The organism is Tsukamurella sp. DT100, assembly GCF_049844855.1.
Classification (GTDB): Bacteria; Actinomycetota; Actinomycetes; order Mycobacteriales; family Mycobacteriaceae; genus Tsukamurella.
This window is the reverse complement of sequence record NZ_JBNCLV010000003.1, coordinates 262,659-285,191: the sequence shown is the minus strand read 5'-3', so window position 1 is coordinate 285,191 and position 22,533 is coordinate 262,659. Positions and strand designations below refer to the sequence as shown.

The following is a 22,533-nucleotide window of genomic DNA, read 5'->3' as shown; positions in this document are numbered from 1 at the left end:
GGCGTCGGCGGCCGCCACGGCCTCGCTGCACCCCCTCCACACCCGAACACCCGGGGGCCCCGCCGCCACCGCCCCGGGGCGCCCCCGGGGTGGAGCTTTCAGTGACGCGGATTACGCGTCGGTCTTCTTCGCGGCGGCCTTGGGGGCGGCCTTCTTGACCGCGGTGGCGGCCTTCGCGGTGGTCTCCTCGACGGCGGCCTCGGCCTTGTCGGCGGCGGCCTCGACCTCGTCGCCCGCGCGGCCGACCAGCTTGGCGGCGCGCTCGCCGACCTGCTTGGTGGCGGTGGCGACCTGGCCCAGCGAGGACTCGGTCAGCTCGACGGCCGAGTTGTAGGCCTTGGTGGCCTGCTCGGTGGCGTCCTCGATCACGGAGCCGGACTTGATCCGCTCGAAGGCGGTCTCGCCGCGCTCGGCCAGCGAGTCGTAGATGTCGGTGGCGACCTGGATGTAGGCGGCGGCGACCTTGCGGAGCTCGTCGGCGGTGAACTTGGCGCGCAGCTCGTCGACGTCCTTGGGCAGGCCGTCCTTGGCCTCGGTCAGCTTGGTGGTGGCGGTGCCGGTGGCGTCCTCGAACTTGGCCTTGGCCTCGGCCACGCGGGCGTCGAAGTCCTTCGAAGCGTCGGTCGCGGCGGCGCGCAGCTTCTCGATCACCTCGGACACGGCCTCGTACGCGTAATCGCCGGCGCCGATGGTGGCGAACAGCGGGGTCTTCAGGGTCTGCTCGGTCATGGGGTGATCTCCTTCAATGCAGTCTCGTTCTCGCGGCGGAAGCTCTCGTAGATCTCGAGAAGTGCCTGCTTCTGCCGCTCGGTGATGGTCGTGTCCGCGATCAACGCGTCGCGCACCGGAGATTCCGGACGCTCCTCGAGGATCCCGGCCTGTACGTAGAGCACCTCCGCCGAGAGCCGCAGCGCTTTGGCGATCTGCCCGAGCACGTCGGCCGACGGTCGTCGGAGCCCCCGCTCGATCTGGCTGAGATACGGGTTGGAAACCCCCGCCCGCTCGGCCAGCTGCCGGATGGACACCTCCGCCGCAAGACGCTGCGACCGAATGAACGCTCCGATGTCAGATCCCGAATTCTCTACGGTCTCTTCGTCGCTCGACATTTCCGGTCTCCCGTCTGCGCGGCTGACACCACGCTAACAGCTAGTGCTAGCTCTTGCAAGCAGTTTGCTAGCAGGGTGATTTCAATCAGAAGAAGATCTGGGTGATCGAGTAGATGACCAGGCCCGCGATGGAGCCCACGACGGTGCCGTTGATCCGGATGAATTGCAGGTCACGCCCCACGGCGAGCTCGATCTTGCCGGAGGCCTCGTCGGCGTCCCAGCGCGCGACGGTGTCCGTGATGATCGATGTGATCTGGCTCGCATAGTTCTCGACGAGGTGCCGCACCGACCGGTCGACCCAGAAGTCGACCTTGTCGCGCAGCCCCTGGTCGTCGCGCAGCCGGACGCCGAACCGGGCCGCCGACTCGCTGAACTTCTCCCGCAGGGTGGAATCGGGGTCCTCGACGGAGGCCTCGATCATCCGCTTCGCGGCCCGCCACGCCGCCTGCGCCGCGGTGCGCACCTCCTCGCGGCCCATCAGCTCGGCCTTGACGTCCTCGACCTTGGCGATGGTGCGCGGATCGTGCTGCAGGTCCGACGCGAAGTCCCACAGGAAGGTGCTCATGGCCTGCCGCACCTCGTGGTCCGGGTCGCTGCGCACCTTCCACGTGAACTCGACGAGCTCGCGGTAGATCCGCTCCCCCAGCAGCGAGTTGACGAACTTGGGCGACCACTGCGGACCGTCGGTGTCGACGATCTTGTCGATCACGCCCTGGCTGCCCAGGGCCCAGTGGTGGGCGCGCTCGGCGAGCAGGTTGATCAGCGGCAGCTGGCGCTGCTCCTGCAGCAGCGTCTCCACCAGACGCCCGATGGGCGGGCCCCATTCGGGCTCCGCCAGCCGCTTGATGATCGTCGAATTGAGCACCGCCTCGACGTCCTCGTCGCGCAGCACCTCGCTCATCACCTTGACCAGCTTGGCCGCCTCGCCGCCCAGCTTCTGCGAGTTGTCCGGGTCGGCCATCCAGTTCGCGACGCGGCCGCTCAGGTCGAGCGAGCCGACCTTCTCCGCGATCACCTCGGGCGTGAGGAAGTTGCTCTCCACGAAGCCGCCGAGGGCGTCGCCGAGCTGGTCCTTCTTGCGCTTGATGATCGCGGTGTGCGGGATCGGCAGGCCCAGCGGATGCCGGAACAGCGCGGTCACGGCGAACCAGTCGGCCAGGCCGCCGACCATGCCCGCCTCGGCCGCCGCCTTGACGTAGCCGACCCACGGGCCGGCGATGGAGAGATCGGAGCCCTTCGTGTCCAGGTACTCGCAGAACAGGTAGACGATCGCCGCGCCGATGAGGAAGGAGAGGGCGAGCGCCTTCATCTTGCGCAGGTCGCGCTTCTTCTGGTCGTCGGGCGTGCCGCCGAACGGACTCGCCGGAATGCGGGACGTCGAACTCGTCCCGGACGACTGCGGGGTTCCCGCGGGAGATGACACCGTCACGAGTCGATCTTGCCCGAAGATCGGGGCCGCGTGCCGGATAGGGTGACTCCATGGCGAACGACAACGGTTGGTCCGGTTCCGCGTCCGCAGCTCTGCGGTGGCAGCCGGGGTCCACGGTCCAGGACATCGACACCTCCGGCAAGCCGGGATTCGACGGTGACAAGGCGCTCGGCGAGCAGCTCCTCGCGGAGCGCGGGGCCCGACTCTCGGAGCTCCAGGAGCTGCTCTACGCCAACGGCCGCGCGGGCGATCACCGCTCGGTCCTGCTGGTGCTGCAGGGCATGGACACCGCCGGCAAGGGCGGCATCGTCCGGCACGTGATCGGCATGGTCGACCCGCAGGGCGTGAAGACCGCCTCGTTCGGCAAGCCGACCGAGGAGGAGCTCGCGCACGACTTCCTGTGGCGCATCCACAAGCAGACCCCGAAGGGCGGCCAGATCGGCGTCTTCGACCGCTCGCACTACGAGGACGTGCTGGTGGTGCGCGTGCACGACCTGGTGCCGCCGGCCGTCTGGGAGCCGCGCTACGACATCATCAACGACTTCGAGGAAGACCTCATCGCCGCCGGCACGACGATCGTCAAGTGCGCGATGTTCGTCTCGCTGGACGAGCAGAAGAAGCGTCTCGCGGAGCGGCTGGACCGCCCCGACAAGTACTGGAAGTACAACCCCGCCGACATCGACGAGCGCGGCTATTGGCCCACGTACCAGGAGGCCTACCAGGCCATGCTCGACCGCACCAACGTCGACGGTGCGCCGTGGCACATCATCCCCGCCGACCGGAAGTGGTTCAGCCGGCTCGCGATCACCGAGCTGCTCATCGAGGCCCTGGAGGCCCTGAACCTCGACTGGCCGCCCGCCGACTTCGACGTCGAGCACGAGAGGGCGCGGCTCGAGAAGGCCTGACCGCTCCGCCCCGTCGGGTCCGACGGGGCCGGGCCACCCGGTCCGACGGTGCCGGGCGGCGTCGACTGGGGAGGAAACGTCGCGCGGGGGACGACCGCTCCCCCACTGGAAGCGCGGCTTCTCGTGGGGGCTCGAACGCCGGAGCCGCGGATCGGCGCGGCGCGGGGGACGACGGTGCGGCAGCATCCGCCTGCCGGGTCCGCGGACGCCGCGGTGCCTGGATCGCCGCACTAGGCGCCCTAGTCGGGTATGCATCGGATGCATACCCATCCCCCCGGAAACTGCCCTGAACTGCATCGATAGGGGTATGCGCGGCGCGCATAGCTCACCGAAGCGACATGGTCACCGATGGCGCGCGCCCGGCGCACCGGGGCACCGGGGCCAAACCGCCCCGGCACCGTCGGGCCTACGCGAGGCGCTCGGCCCGGCGCTTGCCGGACCACAGCTCCTCGACGACGACCTGCACCAGCAGCGCGATCGCGCTCCACACCAGCGCGGCGAGCGGCGTTGCCCCGGCGGCGACGGCCGCAACGCCCGCGCCGAGCAGAGCCAGGGTGATGCCGACGGTGACGGCGCGGTGGCCGTCGAACCCGGTGAGGTAGGCGTCCATGATCTCGATCCCGAGCACCGCGACGGCCAGCGGCAGCACGAACGCCGAGGCGACCACCACGTTGCTCACGTGCGCCTCGTGCGAGATGCCCAGCGCCTCGACGTGCAGCCCGGCGCCGAAGGCCGCGATCGCCATGAAGATGACGATGTGCCCGTAGCCCCACGCGAAGCACTTGTTGGTGTTGCGGACCAGCGCGTGGCCGACGGGGATCGAGAAGTAGATCCACCAGATCGACAGGTTGAGCACCATCGCCGCGACGCCGAGCACGGCGATGTCGAGGCTCCAGCCCTGCGCCTTGAGCAGCGCCTGCAGCGCGATCACGGTGCCGACAACGCCCTCGCCGAGCGTGATGATGGTGAGCAGCCCGTAGCGCTCCGCGATGTGGTGCGGGTTCCACGGGGTGCGCTGACGCCGCTCCGCGATGTACGGCCCGCCGAGCTCCACGACGTACAGGACCAGGCCGGCCGCGATGATCTGCCCCAGCGTCAGCGGCGCGAACGCCGTGATCAGCCAGCCGATCTGGGCGATCGTGATCGCGATGATGTAGGTGATCGCGGCGGAGCGGTACTGCGGCGAGGAGACGGCCACGCGGGCCCATTGCGCGAGCAGCGCCACGCGCATCACGACGTAGCCGATGACGAGCACCGTGTTGTTCGGCCGGTCGCCGGCGGTCACCGAGGTGAAGAAGGGCTCGATGCCGAGGGCCATGATGCAGACGCCGATCATCTGCAGCATGGTGACGGCGCGGAAGAGCCAGTCGTCGGTGTCGAAGGCCGAGGCCATCCAGGTGAAGTTGATCCACGCCCAGATCGCGGCGAAGGCGCAGAACCCGAAGCCCAGGAAGGCCGTGAAGTAGTGCGCCTCCGCGATCGCGTCGGCGAGCTGCACCCCGGCGAGGGAGAAGACCACCACGAAGGTGAGGTCGAAGAACAGCTCCAGCGTGGTGGCCGTCCGGCCCTCCTCGTGGGGGTCGCGCCCCGCCATCCGGGTCAAGCGGCGGCGCACCGCCGACGGTCCATCGGTCACAGAAGATCTCCTGCTCGTCGTCGTATTCGTGATCGCACGAAACGTCGATCATCGTAGGCCCGCCGGACCGCCGGCGCGCGCCGTTGTCAGCGCGTGGTGTAACCGCCGTTCGCGAACAGCGTCTGGCCGGTGATCCAGTGGCCGTCGGTGGAGAGGAAGTCGACGATCGGCGCGATGTCCTCGATGAACGTGAGACGGTTGCCCATCCCCTGCGACTTGTGGAACTCGACGCGCTCGGGCGTCTCCTGGCCGTAGAAGAAGGGCGTGTCCATCGGGCCGGGCGCGATGGCGTTGACGCTGATCCCGCGGACGCCGAATTCCTTGGCCGCGGCGCGGTTGAAGTGCTCCACCGGCGACTTGCCGCCCGCGTACGTGGAGTAGCCGTCGGTGAAGGCACCGAGCAGCGCGGTGACGATGGTGATGAGCGTGCCGTCGTCGTTCAGCGTGCGGCCCGCCTCCTTGATGAAGAAGTAGGCGGCCTTCGCGTTGATGTCCAGCATGGAGTCGTACTCCTCCTCGCTGGTCTCGAGGATCGGCTTGCGCAGCACCTTGCCGACGGTGTTGACGGCCACGTCGACGCCGCCGAACTCGGCGACGGCCGCGTCGAACAGCTCGGTGACCTTCGCGGGCGCGGTGAGGTCGCCCTGGAAGAGCAGCGCCTTGCCGCCCGCGGCCTCGACGGCGGCCGCGGTCTCGCGGGCCTCCGCCTCCGACGACGGGCTGTTGTAGTGCACGACCACGTTCGCACCGAGGCCGGCCAGGTGACGGCTGACCAGGCCGCCGAGGTTCTTGCCGCCACCGGCGACGACTGCGGTCTTCCCTGCGAGCTTCGTCATGGATGTCTCTCCTTCGTCGAGTTGGGATACCCTTTGCAATACCCAAAGTACGCAGTGAACACACAAGCAACAATCGAATCTTTCCGAAGGATTCACCAATACTGCTTGTGGAATGCTGGCGGGGTGACCACACCCGATCTACGCCGCCTGGAGCAGTTCGTCGCCGCGATGGAGGAGCCCTCCCTCGCCGCCGCGGCCGCCCGCCTGCACCTGAGCCAGCAGGCCCTCTCCGCCGCGCTCCGCCAGCTCGAGCGGGAGCTCGGCACGCCGCTGTTCACCCGGTCCGGGCGCCGCCTCGCCCCGACCGCCGCCGCCCGCTCCCTGTACGACGGTGCGCCGTCCGTCCTGTCGGGCGCCCGGCTCCTCGCCGCGCGGGCCCGGGCCGCGGGCGCGGACCGCCCGCGGGTGTTCGTCGTGGGGCGGAGTCCGGCGGTGACCGCCGAGGAGGCCTACGAGCTGCTCGAACCGCTCATCGATCGGCCGGAGTCGCCGTCGATCACCGTGCGCGAGCTGTTCCCGTCGGCGATGACCGACGAGCTGGAGGCGGGCACCGTCGACCTGGTGCTGCGCCGGGGCGTCGCCCTCCCGGACCGGCTGGCGGGGGTCACGCTCACCTATCACCGGATGCGGGTCGCGCTGCACCACGACCACGAGCTCGCCGGCCGGGAGTCGCTGGCGCTGGCGGATCTCGCCGGCGCGCCCATCGTGGTGTGGGCGCCGCCGCACGCCTCGTTCTACACGGACTTCCTCGTCGCGCAGTGCCGGCGCGCGGGCTTCGAGCCGGACCTGCTGGTCAACCGCGTCCAGGGCACGCCTCCCGCGACGGCCGTCCTGACTTCGCCGCACGCGGCGGCCTTCGTCACCGGTCCCGCCGGACCGCGGTTCGGGGGCCGGGTCACCGTCGTCGAGCTCGACGACGCCCCGCAGGTCCCCGTCCAGGCGCTGTGGGCGCCGCACACGACGGACCCGCTGCGCGCGGAGCTGCTCGCCGCCTATCCCCCGGCGTGACCGCCCCGCCGGGTCACTGCGGCTTGCGGGCCGTGACGAACTGCCCCTGCCCGCTGACGGTCTGCTGCACGTCGACGAGGCCGTAGTCCCGCAGCCAGCCGGTGATCTCGTCCTTGCCGAACCAGCGGAAGCCGGAGACGCGCTCCGCGGTCGACGAGCCGAGGACCGACGTGAGCGGCGTCTGCAGCGAGGTGAAGAGCGCCACCCGGCCGCCCGGCTTGGCGACGCGGCAGATCTCGCGGACCGCGAGCCGGGGCGCCGGGATCAGGTACAGCGCGGCGAGGCAGACCACGGTGTCGAAGGTGTCGTCCGGGAAGGGCACCTCGAGGGCGCTGCCGCGCACGTAGGCGACGCGGTCGTCGGTGTTGTCGCGCACCGCGCGCTGCAGCATGGCCTCGGAGACGTCGAGCCCGACGACGACGCCCTCGCCGCGCAGCTTGCGGGCCAGCGGCTTCGTGTAGAGGCCGGGCCCGCAGGCGACGTCGAGGACCTTCTGCTCGCCCCGGCCGGTGAGCTCCTCGAGCAGCACGTCGGTGCGGCTGAGCGTGCCACTGCCGCCGATGCTGAACAGCCGGGTGAAGGCGGGCCGCCACGCCTTCTCGTACACCGCGGCCAGCGCCGGGTTGTGCATCAGCGCGTTGCTCAGGCCCGTCGGCTTCGCGCTGTCGGGGCCGAGGACGTCGAGGTAGCCGTGGCTGCGGTCGGGCTCCCGGCCGAGCCGGCCGGGGTCGAGGAGTGCCTCCACCCGGTCGAGTGCGCTGGTCATGCGGCCACGCTAGCGCGCCGCCCTCCCGGGCCGGGTCAGATCGCGGGCGCGACCCGGGCGAGGTCCGCCGCGATGTCGCGCTCGAGCAGGTGTGCGCTGATCGCGGTCGCGGCGACGGAGCCCGCTCCGGCCGCGACGATGACCTGCGCCATCGGGTTCACGACGTTGCCGGCCGCCCACACGCCCGGCTGCCCGGCGACCGCACCCATCGGGTCGACGGGGACCGTCGGGAAGGGCCCGGCGGCGCCGCGCTCGGCACCCAGCTGCAGGAGCAGGTCGTCCTGCGGCACGAATCGCGGGCCGACGAAGACGGCCTCGCGCGGGATCTCGGTTCCGTCGGCGAGGCGGACGGCGCGCAGGGCATCGTCCTCGACGACCAGGCCTGCCACGGCACCGTCGACGATGCGGGTCCCGCGCGCCTCGATCCGCGCCCGGTCGGCGTCGTCGATCTCCAGGCCGTTGGTGAAGAAGATCAGGTCGCGGGACCACTGCGGGATGAGCAGCGCCTGGTGCACCGACATGGCGGGGTTGTCGCCACCGAGCACGGCGAGTGGCCGGTCACGCACCTCGTAGCCGTGGCAGAAGGGGCAGTGGATGGCATCGCGGCCGAAGCGCTCGGCGACGCCGGGGACGTCGGGCAGTACGTCGGTGAGGCCGGTGGCGACCAGCAGGGTGCGGGCGCGCAGCACCTCGTCGCCGACGGTGACCTCGATCAAGTCTCCGTCCCGGCGCACGCCGGTCGCGGCGCCGGCGAGGATGCGCACGCCGTAGGCCTGCGCCTCGCGCCGGCCGATGGCGAGGAGCTCGGCGGGGTTCAGTCCGTCGTGGCCGAGGTAGCCGTGCATGTGCTCGGCCGGGGCGTTGCGGGGCGCGCCCGCGTCGACGACGGTGACGTCCCGTCGCGCCCGGCCGAGGACCTGCGCGGCGGTGAGGCCGGCGGCCCCGCCGCCGACGATGACGGTGTCCAGGATCTGCGTTGCGTTCATGGCTCCACCGTGCGCCGGAAACGGCTGAACCGGCAAGTTTCCTTGCCGGTTCAGCAACATTCTCGCCCGGGGCGAACCTACTTCGCGGGGTACTCGTAGATCCCGCGGCCCGACTTCTTGCCGACGTAGCCGGCCTCCACCAGGCGCAGCAGCAGCGGCGGCGCGGCGTAGGTGGGCTCCTTGTACTCGGCGTACATCGCGTCGGCGATGAACTTCACCGTGTCCAGGCCGACGAGGTCGGCCAGCTTGAGCGGGCCCATCGGGTGGGCGCAGCCGAGCATCATGCCCTTGTCGATGTCCTCGGCGGTGGCGAAGCCCGATTCGTACATGCGGATCGCCGAGAGCAGGTACGGCACCAGCAGCGCGTTGACGATGAAGCCGGAGCGGTCCGTCGCGCGCACGACCTGCTTGCCCAGCACCTCGGACGCGAACTGCTCGGCGCGCGCCGCTGCGGCCTCCGACGTCGACAGCGAGCTGATCACCTCGACCAGCGGCAGCACGGGCACCGGGTTGAAGAAGTGCAGGCCCAGCACGCGGCCGGGGTTCTTCGTGGCGGTGGCGATGCGCTGGATCGGCAGCGACGAGGTGTTGGACGCGAGCACGGCGTCGGGGTCGGTGATGACCGCGTCGAGCTTTCCGAAGATCTCGGCCTTGACGGCCTCGTTCTCGACGATCGCCTCGACCACCAGCTGGCGGTCCGCGAAGTCGGCGAGGTCGGTGGTGAACTTCAGCCGCTCGGCGGCCTGGTCGCGCTCACGCTCGGTGATCTTGCCGCTGGACACCGCGCGGTCCAGCGACTTGAGAATGCGGGCGCGGCCGCCGGCCGCGAGCTCCTCGGTGGCCTCCCAGACCAGCACGTCGGCGCCCGCGCGCGCGGACACCTCGGCGATGCCGCCGCCCATCTGGCCCGCGCCGACGACGCCGACCCGCGAAACTGCTTCGCTCATAAGAACTTCCTAACGTAACAACGACTAGAGGTGAGACGGAGGTAACTCTGCAGGGGTACGCCCAGAACGTACCCACATACGCCACAGGCGGCCCGCGACGAAAGTCACGGACCGCCTGCGATCGGCTAGATTCCCGGAGAGGCGGGCCTGCCAGTTCCTAGTGGAACTGGCCCTCCTCGGTGGAGCCCTTGAGAGCAGCCGTCGAGGTGTTGGGGTCGACGGTGGTGGCGATGCGGTCGAAGTAGCCGGCGCCGACCTCACGCTGGTGCTTGGTGGCGGTGTAGCCGCGCGCCTCGGACGCGAACTCGCGCTCCTGCAGGTCGACGTAGGCGGTCATGCCCTCGCGGGCGTAGCCGTAGGCCAGGTCGAACATCGAGTGGTTGAGGGCGTGGAAGCCGGCCAGCGTGATGAACTGGAAGGTGAAGCCCATCGCGCCCAGCTCCTTCTGGAACTTGGCGATGGTCGCGTCGTCCAGCGCCTGCTTCCAGTTGAAGGACGGCGAGCAGTTGTAGGACAGCAGCTGGTCCGGGAACTCGGCCTTGACCGACTCGGCGAACTTCTTGGCGACCTCGAGGTCCGGAACGCCGGTCTCCATCCAGATCATGTCCGCGTACGGCGCGTAGGCCTTGGCGCGGGCGATGCACGGCTCGATGCCGTTCTTGATGTTGTAGAAGCCCTCGGCGGTGCGCTCACCGGTCACGAACGGCTTGTCGCGATCGTCGACGTCCGAGGTGATCAGGGTGGCAGCCTCGGCGTCGGTGCGCGCGATGACCACGGTGGGGGTGTTCGCCACGTCGGCGGCCAGACGGGCCGAGGTCAGGGTGCGGATGTGCTGCTGGGTGGGGATGAGCACCTTGCCACCGAGGTGGCCGCACTTCTTCTCCGAGGCGAGCTGATCCTCCCAGTGGGTACCGGCGGCACCCGCTGCGATCATGGCCTTCTGCAGCTCGTAGACGTTCAGGGCGCCACCGAAGCCGGCCTCGCCGTCGGCCACGATCGGCACGACCCAGTTGTCGACGGACTTGTCACCCTCGACGCGGGCGATCTCGTCGGCGCGGAGCATGGCGTTGTTGATGCGACGCACGACAGCCGGCACCGAGTTGGCCGGGTACAGCGACTGGTCGGGGTAGGTGTGGCCCGAGAGGTTCGCGTCACCGGCGACCTGCCAGCCGGAGAGGTAGATCGCCTTGAGGCCGGCGCGCACCTGCTGCACGGCCATGTTGCCGGTGAGGGCACCCAGGGCGTTGATGTAGGAGCCGTCACCCTTGGTGACGCCGTCCCACAGGATCTCCGCGCCGCGGCGAGCGAGGGTGTTCTCCTCGACGACGCTGCCCTGCAGCTCGGCGACCTGCTCGGCGGTGTACTCGCGCGTGATGCCCTTCCAACGCGGGTTGGTGTCCCAATCCTGCTGGATCTCGGCGGCGGTCCGCGGCTGTCCGACGGTGCTCATTGGCTCCCCGTTCTTCTCTGCGTCGATGTGGATCTGATCGGCCACCGGGAGGCTGAGCGAGGGCTATCGCTAACCCGATTCGCTGTCCCGGCGTTGCGCCTTCGCCTACTGTGCCATACCTAAAGCCGCAGGCCAAGGCGGTCGAAGATGCCAAAGCAAGCCATGAAATCACGCCGATCCTGCTAATCCTGCGAAGGTCTATGGCAACGCCCGGCGAAAAAAGTACGCCCGTACTGGGAGTTTGCCGACGCGGGGCGTCGGGCCTCTCGACCCCATTCCCGACGGTCCGCCGCCGCGCACCGCTCGTCGCCGGTCCATCGTTGTGACACACCTCACTGCAAAGCTCCGCCCGAACGCTCGTAACCCGTCGGTAGCTGCGGCTCCGCGACTAAACTTCGCCGCATGTCCAAGACCTTCGTGGGGGCACGACTCCGCGGCCTGCGCAAGGAGCGCGGGCTGTCGCAGGCGTCCCTCGCGGAGGCGCTGGAGATCTCGCCGTCGTACCTGAACCAGATCGAGCACGACGTGCGGCCGCTCAGCGTCCCGGTGCTGCTGAAGATCACCGACGTCTTCGGCGTCGACACCTCCTTCTTCAACTCCCAGGACCAGACGCGGCTGATCGCGGAGCTGCGCGAGGTGACGATGGATGTCGACGCGCCCACCAGCACCGACGAGCTGTCCGAGCTCGCGCGCGACCACCCCGGCTTCGCCCGCGCGATGGTCGCCCTGCACCGCCGCTACCTCGGCGCCGCCGATCAGTTGGCCCAGGTGACGGACGGCCGCAACGATCCGGGGGCCCGCGGAAGCATCCCGAATCCGCACGAGGAGGTGCGGGACTTCTTCTACCAGCGGCAGAACTACTTCCACGAGCTCGACGTCGCCGCCGAGGAGCTCACCGCGCGGATGCGCATGCACAACGCCGACGTGCGCACCGAGATCGTCACGCGACTCGAGGCCGTGCACAACGTGTCGATCCGCCGCCGCGTCGACCTCGGGGAGACGGTGCTGCACCGCTACGACCCGCGCACGCGCGTTCTCGAGATCAACCGCCACCTGTCGAGCGGGCAGCAGGTCTTCAAGATGGCGGCCGAGCTCGCGTACCTGGAGTGCGGCCGGGAGATCGACGCCCTGGTCGACGGTGCCGCCTTCGGCTCCGACGAGGCCCGCGCCCTCGCCCGGCTGGGTCTCGCGAACTACTACGCCGCGGCCGTCGTGCTGCCGTACACGCAGTTCCACGGCGCCGCGGAGGAGTTCGAGTACGACATCGAGCGGCTGTCCGCGTTCTTCTCCGTGAGCTACGAGACCATCGCGCACCGCATGTCGACGCTCCAGCGTCCCAACCTGCGCGGCGTGCCGCTGTCCTTCGTCCGCGTCGACCGCGCGGGCAACATGAGCAAGCGGCAGAGCTCCACCGGCTTCCACTTCTCCGCATCCGGCGGCACCTGCCCACTCTGGAACGTCTACGAGACCTTCGCGTGGCCGGGCAAGATCATCACGCAGATCGTCGAGATGCCCGACGGACGGAACTACCTGTGGGTCGCGCGCACTGTCGAGCGGCGGGCCGCGCGGTACGGCCAGCCCGGCAAGACTTTCGCGATCGGCATCGGCTGCGAGCTGCGGCACGCGCACCGCCTGGTCTACGCCCGCGGCCTCGACCTCTCCGACGCCAACGCCACCCCCATCGGCGCCGGCTGCCGCGTCTGCGAGCGCGCCGGCTGCCCCCAGCGCGCCTTCCCCGCCATCGGCAAGGCCCTCGACATCGACGAGCACCGCTCCACCATCTCGCCGTACCTCGTCCGTTGAGGACGTGTCCTCGACATCCCCGCCGACCGCTCCACCAACTCCCCCCTCCCTCGTCCGCTAGCTCCGCCCTCCCAGCCCCGGCCCGGAAGTGAACTTCGTTCATATCTCTCTCCCGGCGGCGCTCCGCAGGCGGTAGCGTCGAGTCATGACACCCCGCGTGACTCCCGGCGGACTCCGCCAGCTCGGCCCCATCAACTACGCCATTGCCAAGATCGGCGCGAAGGCGATCCGCGCCGACGACATGCACCTGTTCTCCACCCTCGGCCGCACCAAGCGGCTGTTCGTCGGCTGGCTCGGCTACTCGGGCATGCTCATGCCCTTCGGTGCGCTCAAGCGCTCGGAGTCGGAGACGGTCATCGTCCGCGTCGCCTTCCTGCGGGAGAACGCCTACGAGCTTGGCCACCACCGCCGCATCGGCGCGCAGGCCGGCCTGACGGACACGCAGTTCGAGCGCATCTTCGACGGCTCGGGCTGGGACGAGCGCAGCGCCGCGCTGCTCGACGTGGTCACCGAGCTGGTCGAGGACAAGGCGGTCACCGACGAGTCCTGGGCCCGCCTCGCCGCGTTCTACGACGACCGCAAGCTGGTGGAGATCGTCATGCTGGCGACCAACTACGACGGCCTCGCCACCGCCATCGACGTCCTCGGCATCCAGCCCGAGAAGGCCTGATCATGCGGGTGCACAAGGTGATCCCGAACATCGCCGTCGACGACATCGCCACCGCCCGTGGCTTCTACGCCGACTTCCTCGGCCTCACGGACGAGGAGTTCAACCTCGGCTGGGTCGCCCGCTTCTCCTCCCCCGACCACGGCGCCAGCGTGCAGCTCGTGACCGGCGACCGGACCGCGGAGATCGACTCGGACCTGTCCGTGATGACCGACGACGTCGAGGCGGCCTACGCCGAAGCGCAGCGCTCCGGCTACGAGATCGTCCACCCGCTCACCAGCGAGGAGTGGGGCCCGCGCCGGTTCTTCGTCCGCGCCCCCGACGGCACCGTCGTCAACGTCGTCGGCCACCCGCACTGACCGCTCACGATGTCGAGTTCTGCGGCACCACAGGTGCTCAGGAGCACACGTGACGCCGCAGAACTCGAATTCGTGAGCTACTCCCGCGCCGCCAGGTAATCCGGTCGACGGGCGTCGGCGGCGAACGGCTCACCCAGCCCGTTCGACACGGCGTTGAACACGACGAACAGGTTCGACCGCGGGTACGGCGAGATGTTCCCCGCCGAGGCGTGCAGGCAGTTGCAGTCGAAGTACAGCGCGCTGCCCGCGCCGCCGGTGACCTGCTCGATCCCGTACTCGTCGGCCATCGCGGCGATGTCGCGCTCCTCCGGCGTGCCGAACGGCGGCCGGTAGGACTTGAGCGATTCGCGGTGGTACTCGCCCGGCGTGCGCCCCACGCAGGAGACGAACCGGCGGTGCGAGCCGGGCATGATCATCAGCGAGCCGTTGAACGGGGTGTTCGGCGTGAGCGCCAGCGAGACGCTCACCGCGCGCGGCGTGGGCATGCCGTCCTCGGCGTGCCAGGTCTCGAAGTCGCTGTGCCAGTAGAAGGGTCCGCCGGCGAAGCCGGGCTTGAGGTTGACGCGGCTCTGGTGCACGTAGACGTCGTCGCCGAGCAGCTGCCGGGCGACCCCGGCGATCTCCTCGCGCGCGATGATCGACGCGATCCTCTCGCTCAGTTCGTGCACCGCGAAGACCGACCGCACGCTGCCGTCGGAGGTCTCCCGGATCACCCGCTCATCGGCGCCGAGCCGGGTCGTCACCGCATCGATCTCGGAGCGCACGTCGCGGATGCCACCGGCGTCGAGCACGCCCTCCACGCTGCGGAAGCCGTGTGCGGCGAAGTCGTCGACGGCACCGTCGGGCCAGGGCCCGGACCGTCCGGGCCAGACGACGGGGTCGGGTCGGTCGTGGATCTCGCTCCGGTCGACGCGCGTCGGGTAGTGGTCGGTGAGCGTCGCTGCGTGGGTCATCGATTCCTTCCGTCCGGGCAGTGCGTTCCACTGCGTGCCTCACGGCGCGGACGTCCCCGACGGTGACCGATGCCCCTTCTCGACCCGGCGCCGTGGCAACGCCACGCCGCGGTCCCGACCCTGCCAGGGTCCGGCACGAGTGTCCAACTCGGCTGGAAGCGCACGGCGGCCCGGCACCGTGGATCGGTGCCGGGCCGCCGGAAAGCGCGATGCCTACAGGTTGATCATGTGGCCGGCGAGGCCGTGGATCGACTCCTGCAGCGCCTCCGACAGCGTCGGGTGCGTGTGGACGTTGCGAGCGAGCTCGTTGACCGTGAGGTCCCACTTCTGCGCGAGGGTCAGCTCGGGCAGCAGCTCGGAGACGTCGGGGCCGATGAGGTGGCCGCCGAGCAGCTCGCCGTACTTGGCGTCGGAGACCAGCTTGACGAAGCCGACGGGCTCGCCGAGGCCCTGGGCCTTGCCGTTCGCCGAGTACGGGAAGGTCGCGGTCTTGACGTCGTAGCCCTCGTCCTTGGCCTGCTGCTCGGTGAGGCCGAACGAGGCGACCTGCGGCTGGCAGAAGGTGGCGCGCGGCATCATGCGGTAGTCGCCCAGCGCCTGGGTCTCCGCGCCGGCGATGGTCTCGGCGGCCACGACGCCCTGCGCCTCGGCGACGTGCGCCAGCTGCAGCTTCGCGGTGACGTCGCCGATGGCGTACACGCCGGGCACGTTGGTCCGCATGAAGTCGTCGATGGCGATGGCGCCGCGCTCGGTGAGGGCGACGCCCGTCTTCTCCAGGCCGAAGCCCTCGACGCGCGGCGCGAAGCCGATCGACATGAGCACCTTGGAGACCGTGATCTCCCCGGCACCCTTCGGGCCGGTGTACTTCACGACGACCTGCGAGCCCTGGTCGTCGACCGACTCGACCTTGGTGGAGGTCAGGATGTTCACGCCCAGCTTCTTGTACTGCTTGGCGATCTCCTTGGAGACGTCCGCGTCCTCGTTGGGCAGCGCGCGGTCCAGGAACTCGATGATGGTGACGTCCACGCCGTAGTTCTTGAGGACGTACGCGAACTCCATGCCGATGGCGCCGGCGCCGACGATGGCGATCGACTCGGGCAGGTCGCGGGTGAGGATCTGCTCCTCGTAGGTGACCACGTTGTCGGACAGCGTCACGCCCGGGAGGAGGCGCACCGTCGAGCCGGTGTCGATGATGATGTTGTCGCCCGTCACCGTCTGGTCGCCAACCTGGATGGTCTTGGCGTCGACGAACGTGCCGTAGCCGTTGATCTCGGTGATCTTGTTCTTCTTCATCAGGAAGTGAACGCCCTTGACGATCCCCTCCGACACCTTGCGGCTGCGGTCGAACGCCGCCCCGAAGTCGAACGAGACGTCACCGGAGATGCCGAACAGCTGCGCCTTGTGCGTGAAGGTGTGCGCCAGCTCGGCGTTCTTCAGGAGCGCCTTCGACGGGATGCAGCCCACGTTCAGGCACACACCGCCCCAGTACTTCTCCTCGATGACCGCGACCTTCTGCCCGAGTTGGGCGGCGCGAATAGCGGCGACGTAGCCTCCTGGGCCGGCGCCGAGTACAACAGTGTCAAAGTGATCAGCCACGGCTTTCAGCCTAGCCCTAGTGTGGAGTCCATGGACCAGTACGCATGGCTCGAAGAAGTGGAATCCGCCACTGCCCTGGATTGGGCCCGGGAACGCAACGCCGCGAGCACCGCGCGCCTGACCGGACCGAGGTTCGACGAGCTCGAGGCGGGCGTGCTCGCCATCCTCGACACCGACCAGCGCATCCCCTACCCGGTGCGCCGCGGCGAGTACCTGTGGAACTTCTGGCGCGACGCCGACCACCCGTACGGCCTGTGGCGCCGCACCACCCTTGAGTCCTTCCGCACCGACAGCCCCGAGTGGGACGTCGTCATCGACGTCGACGCCCTCCGCGAGGCCGAGGGCGAGAACTGGGTCTGGGGCGGGGCCGCCGTCCTCCGCGCGGAGTCGCCCGACGGTGCGCGGTACGACCGCGCGCTCGTCTCCCTCTCGCGCGGCGGCGCCGACGCGACGGTGGTGCGGGAGTTCTCCATCTCGCGCCGCGAGTTCGTCGACGGTGGCTTCTCCCTCCCGGAGGCGAAGAGCCGGATCTCGTGGATCGACAAGGACACCGTCTACGTGGGCACCGACTTCGGGCCCGGCTCGCTCACGGATTCGGGGTACCCGCGGCTGGTCAAGCGGTGGCGCCGCGACACCCCGCTCGGGCACGCGGACCTGGTCTACGAGGGCCATCACTCTGACGTCTCGATCGGCGCCGGCTACGACGACACCCCCGGCTACGAGCGGCATTTCGTCTCGCGCGCGATCGACTTCTACAACAGCGAGATCTACCTGCTCTCGCCGGACACGCTGGCGCTGGAGCGGATCGACGTGCCGACGGATTCCGATGCGGACGTGCACGAGTCGCGGCTGCTGGTGCGCCCGAAGTCCGCGTGGGAGCTGCCGACCGGGACGGTGCCCCCGGGTGCGTTGGTGGCCTTCGACTTCGACGCCTACCGGGCGGGCTCGCGCGAGTACAGCACCGTCTTCACCCCCGACGCGCACACCGCGCTGGCGGGCTACTCGTGGACCAAGTCGTACCTGCTGTTGTCGACGATGCGGGACGTGCGCTCCGAGCTGCACACGCTCGAGCCCGGCACGTGGGAGAAGCGGGAGACCCGCGGCTTCCCCGAGCTGGCCGAGATCGGCGTGTACTACACCGATCCGCGGGAGGGCGACGAGATCTTCGCCACCGCCAGCGGTTTCACCCTGCCGCCCACGCTGCTGCACGGGACGGCCGGCGGGTCGGTCGAGCCGCTGAAGTCCGCGCCGGCGTTCTACGACGCCACGGGCGTCACGGCCGAGCAGTTCTTCGCCACCAGCGACGACGGCACGCAGATCCCCTACTTCGTCGTGCGCAAGCCCGCGGACGGGCCGCAGCCGACGCTGCTGTACGGCTACGGCGGCTTCGAGGTCTCGCTCACGCCGGACTACACGGCGGTGTCCGGGACGTCGTGGATCGAGCGCGGCGGCGTCTACGTACTGGCGAACATCCGCGGCGGCGGCGAGTACGGACCCGACTGGCACACGGCCGCTTTGAAGGAGCACCGGCTGCGCGCCTACGAGGATTTCGCCGCTGTCGCGCAGGATCTCGTGGCCCGCGGCATCACCACGCGCGAGCAGTTGGGCGCGCAGGGCGGCTCGAACGGCGGGCTGCTCATGGGCGTGATGTACACGCGGTACCCGGAGCTGTTCGGCGCCATCGTCTGCCAGGTGCCGCTGCTCGACATGCGGCGCTACCACCAGCTCCTCGCCGGCGCGTCGTGGATGGCGGAGTACGGCGATCCGGACGATCCCGCGCAGTGGGCGTACATCAGCGAGTACTCGCCGTACCAGAACCTGCCGGACGGCCCGGGCGATCTGCCCGCGCTCCTGGTGACCACGTCGACCCGCGACGACCGCGTGCACCCCGGCCACGCCCGCAAGTTCGTCGCGGCGCTGCGTGAGCGCGGCATCGAGGTGGACTACTACGAGAACATCGAGGGCGGCCACGGCGGCGCGGCCGACAACAAGCAGGCCGCCTTCAAATCCGCCCTCGCCTACGAATTCCTGTGGCGCGAGCTGGGAGGCGAATGATGCTCGCAGCATTCTCGATCAGCCCGATGGGCGGGGACCAGAGTGCCGACGGTGGCGTCGCCGCCGCCGTCGCGGAAGCTGTTGCCATCGTCCGCGCGTCCGGCCTGCCGAACGAGACCACGGCGATGTTCACCACCATCGAGGGCGAGTGGGACGAGGTGATGGGCGTGATCAAGGCGTGCGTCGACCGCCTCGCCGAGAGCGCCCCGCGCGTCTCCCTCGTGGTCAAGTGCGACATCCGGCCCGGGCACACCGGCCAGCTCACGGCAAAGCTGGAGCGGGTCGAGCAGCACCTCCGGGATTCCGGGCGATGACGCTCCGCTCCGTCGAGCCGCAGCTGTTCGTCGCCGACGTCGTCGCCGCGGTCGCGTACTACGTCGACCGCCTCGGCTTCGAGGCGCGGTTCGTGCACGGCGAGCCCGCGTTCTACGCGCAGGTGGCGCGGGACGGGCTGGCGCTCAATCTCCGCCATGTCGACGAGCCGGTGATCCCGCCGGAACTCCGGGACCGCGAGCACCTGCTCGCGGCGACCTTCGGCCTCGCCTCCGCGGCGGATCTCTCCGCGCTGGCGGACGAGTTCGCCGCGCGGGGCGCGGAGATCGCCGAGCCGCTGACTCGGCAGCCGTGGGGCTCCGACACCGTCACCGTCCGCGACGCGGACGGGAACCGCTTGCTGTTCGCGGCCCCGTCGGACTGATCCGGCGGACCGTCACCGGCGTTGCAGTCGGGCCTCGATGCCGAACGGCTCGTCGAGGGCGACGCGGCCCGGGCCCGCGCCCGCGAGGGCGAGGAGTACCAGGAGCAGCAGCCACTCGGGGCTGTAGAAGAACCGGCTCAGGAATCCGGTGACCGTGGTGGACGCCTCGGTCGCCGCGGGCCAGACCGAGTAGTAGATCGCGCCCACCATCGTGACCGCCAGCCCCGCGGCCGCGAACCGAGTGAGCAGCCCGAGCACCAGCAGGGCGCCGAGGACCAGCTCCGCCCACGCCGTCACGGTCGACGCGAGGTCGGGTTCCGGGATCCCCCACGCGGCGAAGTCCGCGGCGAACCGCTTCGGGTTCGCAACCTTCCCCCATCCGCTGAGGAAGAACATCACCCCGACGCTCGCCCGCGCCACCAGCAACCAGATGTCCCTCGTCGTGTTCACGCCCCCGAAGGTACGGAAGACGAGCCCCCATCGCAGCGCGCCATGCGGCAGTGGACTCGCCGGCTTCACGTGAAACCCCAGCTCGTGCCATACTGTGACGCATGTTGCTCAAGAGGCGTCAGGTGCTGGTGGGACTTGCTGCGCTGCCCGCCGCCGCGGTCGCCACGTCGCTGACGGTCCCGCACGCCGCCGCTGCCGACGCCGACAAGGCGCTGCTCGACGCCGCCGTCGCGGCCGCGCCGACGGCCCGCGAGGTCATCACGGTGGCGGCACCGTCGTTCTCCTCGACGGACGTCCAGGTCTCGGCGTGGGCACTGCTCGCGCAGGGCTGGACCAAGGTCTACGGGCCGGTCTCCGGCAAGGTCGGGCAGCAGGGCATCGGCGAGGCCAGGACGGCGTGCCCCGCACCCCGTTCGGCGTCTTCAAGCTCGACCTCGCGTTCGGCCGCCAGGACAACCCGGGCACCACCCTGCCCTACACGAAGGTGACGAATCAGCACTGGTGGGACGGGAACGTCAACTCCCCCACCTACGACCGCATGGTCGTGCAGGCCGCCAGCCCCGGGCCCGAGAGCGAGAACCTCTACGACATCGGCCCCGTCTACGACTACGCCGTGCACTTCGACAACAACCCCACCCACACCCCGGGCAAGGGCGGCGCGATGTTCCTGCACGTCACCGACGGCAAGCCGACGCTCGGCTGCGTCGCGATCAGCCGCGACGGCATGATCACTCTGCTGAAATGGCTGGCGCCCGCGCACAACCCGGTCCTGGTCACCGGTCTCGCCGGCTGATCCGCGGTACCCGGCCGGCGCACAACCTCCGACGGTGGGCCGGCGAGGCCACGGAGTAGGGCCACAGGCGTGGGGTGTAGTCGCGCAGAGAAGTGATGCGTGCGACGCATACCCTGGAATGCCCTGGTCGAAGGCAGAATTCGACGATCGGGCTATGCGAAGACTGCATACCCACCACGGATTTCCTCGCACGATCACCGATTCCGCCACGAACGACGTCCACGCGCGAGGCTATGCAGTTCTTGCATAGCCCGATCGTCGAGATACAGCGCTGACCAGCACATTCACAGGGGATGCGCGGGGCGCATCACTTCCGTGCGGGACTACCCACCGGCGCCGCGGACTCGGAGCCGGTGGCCCTCAGCCGCGCGGCACGGACTGCGCGATCCACCCCGACAGCGCGGGGATCACCGCACCGGGCGAGAGGATCCACTGGTTGTGCCCCAGCGGATCCGCGATCCGCCGGTGCACCGACGACGGGAACTTCTCCCCCACGAACCGCGACTGCCGATCCGAGACGAGCTCGTCGCCGGCGATCGCCACGGTGAGCACGGGCGTCCTCGTCCCCGCCAGACGCGCCTCGTAGTCCACGTCCGCGCCGGCGACGTTGAAGTCGCCGGTCTGCACCAGGTGATCGAAATCGGCCACGATCCCGGCGGGCACCTCGCCGAGCCCGTCCGGGCCGGACCAGTGGCCCCGCCGGGCGGCGGCGCGGGCGGCGACGGACGTCCCGATCCGGCGCGCGGCCCCCGACAGCCCGTCGAGCTTGTAATACCCCGTGCCGCAGGCGATCAGGATCACCCCGGCGAGATTCCGGCGGGCCCGCGCCGCGTACATGGCGCCCATCAGCCCGCCGAGGCTGTGTCCCAGCAGGATCCGCGGCGCGCCGGGGAACTTCTGCCGGGCCAGCGCGGAGACGGCCGGGTAGTCCTCGACCACCACGTCCTGGAAGCCGTGCTTTCCCCCGGCGCCGCGGGGCCGCGAATCGCCCTGTCCGCGCAGCTCGGCGACGACGGCGTTGAACCCGGCGTCGATGAGCCCGCGTCCGAAGTCGTCGAAGTAGCCGGCGGGCACGTTCACGCCGGGCCAGATCATCAGCACGGGCGCCGTGGGATCGGGGCCGCGGAAGATCCGGACGGGATTGGTGGTGCCGTCCTTGTAAGTGAGCGTCGCGACGGTGGGCCGCGCCGTCGACGTCACCAGGCGCGCCGTTCCGCCCGCCGCGCGGCCACGGCGCCCAGCCCGCCGAAGATCAGCCCCAGCAGGGCCAGCGCACCGCCGACCGCGGCCTCGGTCGCGATCCACGGCGTCAGGCTCTTCGTCACCTGCGCGAGCGCGGCGTCCACCACGGGGCTGAGCCCCCCGGTCCCGCTGCGGCTCGACACGTACGACGGTGCCGCCACGCACAGCATCCACGTCACGCCCGCGGCGACGGCGACGCCGAGCCCCAGGTAGAACATCATGAACCCGCGGCGATGCGCTGCCAGCAGCGCGAGCAGGGCCGCGGCGAGCGCGGTCAGAGGCGCGATCCACGCCGCCGACCGGATGGTGTCGGCGACGGACGCGTACCGTCCGGCCCGGAACAGGTCCCGGTTGGCGCCGGTCCCGGACAGGTCGATGGTGACCCGCTCCGGCACGGTCACCTTCACGTTGTTCGCGGCGGCGACGTCGCGGATCATCGGCGCGAGGTCGATCTCCGCGGTGGTCGCGCCGCGCAGCCGCTGCTCGGCGGTGGGCCGCACCAGCAGCCAGGTGTGCACCTGGCCCACGGCCTCGGTGAAGGCGCCCGGGAACTGCGGGCCGTGCACGTAGGTCGAGACGTAGGGCGTGATCGCGTCGAGCGGCGGCCGGGCGTCGCCCTGCTCGGTGAGCAGCCGCTGCACCTGCTGGGCGATCTCCTGCGCCATCGCGTCCTGCACGGCGCTGTCGCGACCCAGCGGCTCCATGAGCTTCATGAACTCGGCGCGGTCGAGCACCGTGTTCTTCGCCCACGCCGCGGGGACCGCCACGAACGTGGCCGCGATCGCCACGAGAACGAGGAGGAAGGCCGTCAGAGAACGCACGGCGACAACGGTACTCGACGGTGCCGTC

Annotated in this window: 24 protein-coding genes; 10 read left to right on the top strand and 14 right to left on the bottom strand. The window is 70.1% G+C overall.

Going from position 1 to position 22,533, the window contains the following annotated elements:
* Positions 1-111: 111 nt before the first annotated feature.
* The 3 genes from ACLQ3K_RS08500 to ACLQ3K_RS08490 form a co-directional block, all read right to left on the bottom strand.
* A complete protein-coding gene (locus tag ACLQ3K_RS08500; RefSeq protein WP_224651760.1) occupies positions 112-729 on the bottom strand; it encodes a heparin-binding hemagglutinin in 618 nt (205 codons plus the stop codon).
* Positions 726-1,106, bottom strand: a complete 381-nt coding sequence (locus ACLQ3K_RS08495; RefSeq protein ID WP_224651758.1) for a helix-turn-helix domain-containing protein — start codon at positions 1,104-1,106, stop codon at positions 726-728. Before ACLQ3K_RS08495 ends, ACLQ3K_RS08500 begins: the two co-directional genes overlap by 4 nt.
* Before the next feature lie 85 nt (positions 1,107-1,191).
* The gene (locus ACLQ3K_RS08490) at positions 1,192-2,415 is read right to left on the bottom strand and encodes a DUF445 domain-containing protein (protein WP_425998976.1); all 1,224 of its coding nucleotides are present in this window, start codon (positions 2,413-2,415) and stop codon (positions 1,192-1,194) included.
* 170 nt (positions 2,416-2,585) lie between these two features.
* Between ACLQ3K_RS08490 and ACLQ3K_RS08485 the strand changes: the two genes are divergently transcribed.
* Complete coding sequence (locus ACLQ3K_RS08485; RefSeq protein WP_425998543.1) at positions 2,586-3,440, top strand: polyphosphate kinase 2 family protein; 855 nt, start codon at positions 2,586-2,588, stop codon at positions 3,438-3,440.
* Positions 3,441-3,846: 406 nt separating this feature from the next.
* Here ACLQ3K_RS08485 and ACLQ3K_RS08480 read toward each other — a convergent pair whose 3' ends face one another.
* Both ACLQ3K_RS08480 and ACLQ3K_RS08475 read right to left on the bottom strand, forming a co-directional pair.
* On the bottom strand, positions 3,847-5,076 hold the full coding sequence (locus tag ACLQ3K_RS08480) for a low temperature requirement protein A (RefSeq protein WP_425998541.1): 1,230 nt from the start codon (positions 5,074-5,076) through the stop codon (positions 3,847-3,849).
* A gap of 86 nt (positions 5,077-5,162) precedes the next feature.
* A complete protein-coding gene (locus ACLQ3K_RS08475; RefSeq protein WP_068626462.1) occupies positions 5,163-5,912 on the bottom strand; it encodes an SDR family oxidoreductase in 750 nt (249 codons plus the stop codon).
* 123 nt (positions 5,913-6,035) lie between these two features.
* Between ACLQ3K_RS08475 and ACLQ3K_RS08470 the strand changes: the two genes are divergently transcribed.
* On the top strand, positions 6,036-6,920 hold the full coding sequence (locus tag ACLQ3K_RS08470; protein WP_425998538.1) for a LysR family transcriptional regulator: 885 nt from the start codon (positions 6,036-6,038) through the stop codon (positions 6,918-6,920).
* 13 nt (positions 6,921-6,933) lie between these two features.
* Here ACLQ3K_RS08470 and ACLQ3K_RS08465 read toward each other — a convergent pair whose 3' ends face one another.
* The 4 genes from ACLQ3K_RS08465 to aceA all read right to left on the bottom strand — a co-directional run bounded on the left by ACLQ3K_RS08465 (position 6,934) and on the right by aceA (position 11,069).
* A complete protein-coding gene (locus ACLQ3K_RS08465) occupies positions 6,934-7,686 on the bottom strand; it encodes a class I SAM-dependent methyltransferase (RefSeq protein WP_425998536.1) in 753 nt (250 codons plus the stop codon).
* A gap of 35 nt (positions 7,687-7,721) precedes the next feature.
* The gene (locus tag ACLQ3K_RS08460) at positions 7,722-8,672 is read right to left on the bottom strand and encodes an NAD(P)/FAD-dependent oxidoreductase (protein ID WP_425998534.1); all 951 of its coding nucleotides are present in this window, start codon (positions 8,670-8,672) and stop codon (positions 7,722-7,724) included.
* Positions 8,673-8,749: 77 nt separating this feature from the next.
* Entirely contained in the window at positions 8,750-9,619 is an 870-nt protein-coding gene (locus ACLQ3K_RS08455) for a 3-hydroxybutyryl-CoA dehydrogenase (protein ID WP_224651746.1), read from the bottom strand.
* Between the two features lie 157 nt (positions 9,620-9,776).
* A complete protein-coding gene (aceA, locus tag ACLQ3K_RS08450) occupies positions 9,777-11,069 on the bottom strand; it encodes an isocitrate lyase (RefSeq protein WP_224651744.1) in 1,293 nt (430 codons plus the stop codon).
* Between the two features lie 402 nt (positions 11,070-11,471).
* On the opposite strand from aceA, the gene ramB reads away from it, so the two are divergent.
* The 3 genes from ramB to ACLQ3K_RS08435 all read left to right on the top strand — a co-directional run bounded on the left by ramB (position 11,472) and on the right by ACLQ3K_RS08435 (position 13,898).
* Positions 11,472-12,872 carry an acetate metabolism transcriptional regulator RamB gene (gene ramB / locus ACLQ3K_RS08445; RefSeq protein ID WP_224651743.1) on the top strand — a complete coding sequence of 467 codons (1,401 nt, stop codon included), beginning with the start codon at positions 11,472-11,474 and terminating at the stop codon, positions 12,870-12,872.
* Between the two features lie 145 nt (positions 12,873-13,017).
* Positions 13,018-13,542 (top strand): carboxymuconolactone decarboxylase family protein, encoded by a 525-nt coding sequence (locus tag ACLQ3K_RS08440; protein ID WP_224645202.1) that lies wholly within the window; start codon positions 13,018-13,020, stop codon positions 13,540-13,542.
* A gap of 2 nt (positions 13,543-13,544) precedes the next feature.
* A complete protein-coding gene (locus ACLQ3K_RS08435) occupies positions 13,545-13,898 on the top strand; it encodes a VOC family protein (RefSeq protein ID WP_224645203.1) in 354 nt (117 codons plus the stop codon).
* Between the two features lie 77 nt (positions 13,899-13,975).
* Here the strand turns inward: ACLQ3K_RS08435 and thpD are convergent, their stop codons facing one another.
* On the bottom strand, positions 13,976-14,851 hold the full coding sequence (gene thpD / locus ACLQ3K_RS08430) for an ectoine hydroxylase (RefSeq protein ID WP_425998531.1): 876 nt from the start codon (positions 14,849-14,851) through the stop codon (positions 13,976-13,978).
* A 213-nt stretch (positions 14,852-15,064) separates the two neighbouring features.
* Positions 15,065-16,447: a dihydrolipoyl dehydrogenase gene (gene lpdA / locus ACLQ3K_RS08425; RefSeq protein ID WP_224645205.1), complete on the bottom strand. Its 1,383-nt coding sequence runs from the start codon at positions 16,445-16,447 to the stop codon at positions 15,065-15,067.
* On the opposite strand from lpdA, the gene ACLQ3K_RS08420 reads away from it, so the two are divergent.
* Genes ACLQ3K_RS08420 through ACLQ3K_RS08410 form a run of 3 tightly spaced genes read left to right on the top strand, consistent with a single transcriptional unit; the run spans position 16,436 to position 19,199 of the window.
* Complete coding sequence (locus tag ACLQ3K_RS08420; RefSeq protein ID WP_425998528.1) at positions 16,436-18,502, top strand: prolyl oligopeptidase family serine peptidase; 2,067 nt, start codon at positions 16,436-16,438, stop codon at positions 18,500-18,502. The genes lpdA and ACLQ3K_RS08420 overlap by 12 nt on opposite strands.
* Entirely contained in the window at positions 18,502-18,816 is a 315-nt protein-coding gene (locus ACLQ3K_RS08415; RefSeq protein ID WP_224645207.1) for a thiamine-binding protein, read from the top strand. The genes ACLQ3K_RS08420 and ACLQ3K_RS08415 overlap by 1 nt, the downstream gene beginning before the upstream one ends.
* Complete coding sequence (locus ACLQ3K_RS08410) at positions 18,813-19,199, top strand: VOC family protein (protein ID WP_425998526.1); 387 nt, start codon at positions 18,813-18,815, stop codon at positions 19,197-19,199. Before ACLQ3K_RS08415 ends, ACLQ3K_RS08410 begins: the two co-directional genes overlap by 4 nt.
* A gap of 12 nt (positions 19,200-19,211) precedes the next feature.
* Here the strand turns inward: ACLQ3K_RS08410 and ACLQ3K_RS08405 are convergent, their stop codons facing one another.
* Positions 19,212-19,649, bottom strand: coding sequence for a DoxX family protein (locus ACLQ3K_RS08405; protein ID WP_425998524.1), 438 nt, complete (start codon positions 19,647-19,649; stop codon positions 19,212-19,214).
* A 101-nt stretch (positions 19,650-19,750) separates the two neighbouring features.
* On the opposite strand from ACLQ3K_RS08405, the gene ACLQ3K_RS08400 reads away from it, so the two are divergent.
* Together ACLQ3K_RS08400 and ACLQ3K_RS08395 are read left to right on the top strand one after the other, a co-directional pair.
* Complete coding sequence (locus ACLQ3K_RS08400) at positions 19,751-20,137, top strand: hypothetical protein (protein ID WP_425998522.1); 387 nt, start codon at positions 19,751-19,753, stop codon at positions 20,135-20,137.
* Entirely contained in the window at positions 20,047-20,442 is a 396-nt protein-coding gene (locus ACLQ3K_RS08395) for a L,D-transpeptidase family protein (protein ID WP_425998520.1), read from the top strand. The genes ACLQ3K_RS08400 and ACLQ3K_RS08395 overlap by 91 nt, the downstream gene beginning before the upstream one ends.
* Before the next feature lie 360 nt (positions 20,443-20,802).
* On the opposite strand, the gene ACLQ3K_RS08390 is transcribed toward ACLQ3K_RS08395, so the two are convergent.
* Together ACLQ3K_RS08390 and ACLQ3K_RS08385 are read right to left on the bottom strand one after the other, a co-directional pair.
* A complete protein-coding gene (locus tag ACLQ3K_RS08390; protein ID WP_425998518.1) occupies positions 20,803-21,642 on the bottom strand; it encodes an alpha/beta fold hydrolase in 840 nt (279 codons plus the stop codon).
* On the bottom strand, positions 21,639-22,505 hold the full coding sequence (locus tag ACLQ3K_RS08385; RefSeq protein WP_224645212.1) for a hypothetical protein: 867 nt from the start codon (positions 22,503-22,505) through the stop codon (positions 21,639-21,641). Before ACLQ3K_RS08385 ends, ACLQ3K_RS08390 begins: the two co-directional genes overlap by 4 nt.
* Positions 22,506-22,533 lie beyond the last annotated feature (28 nt).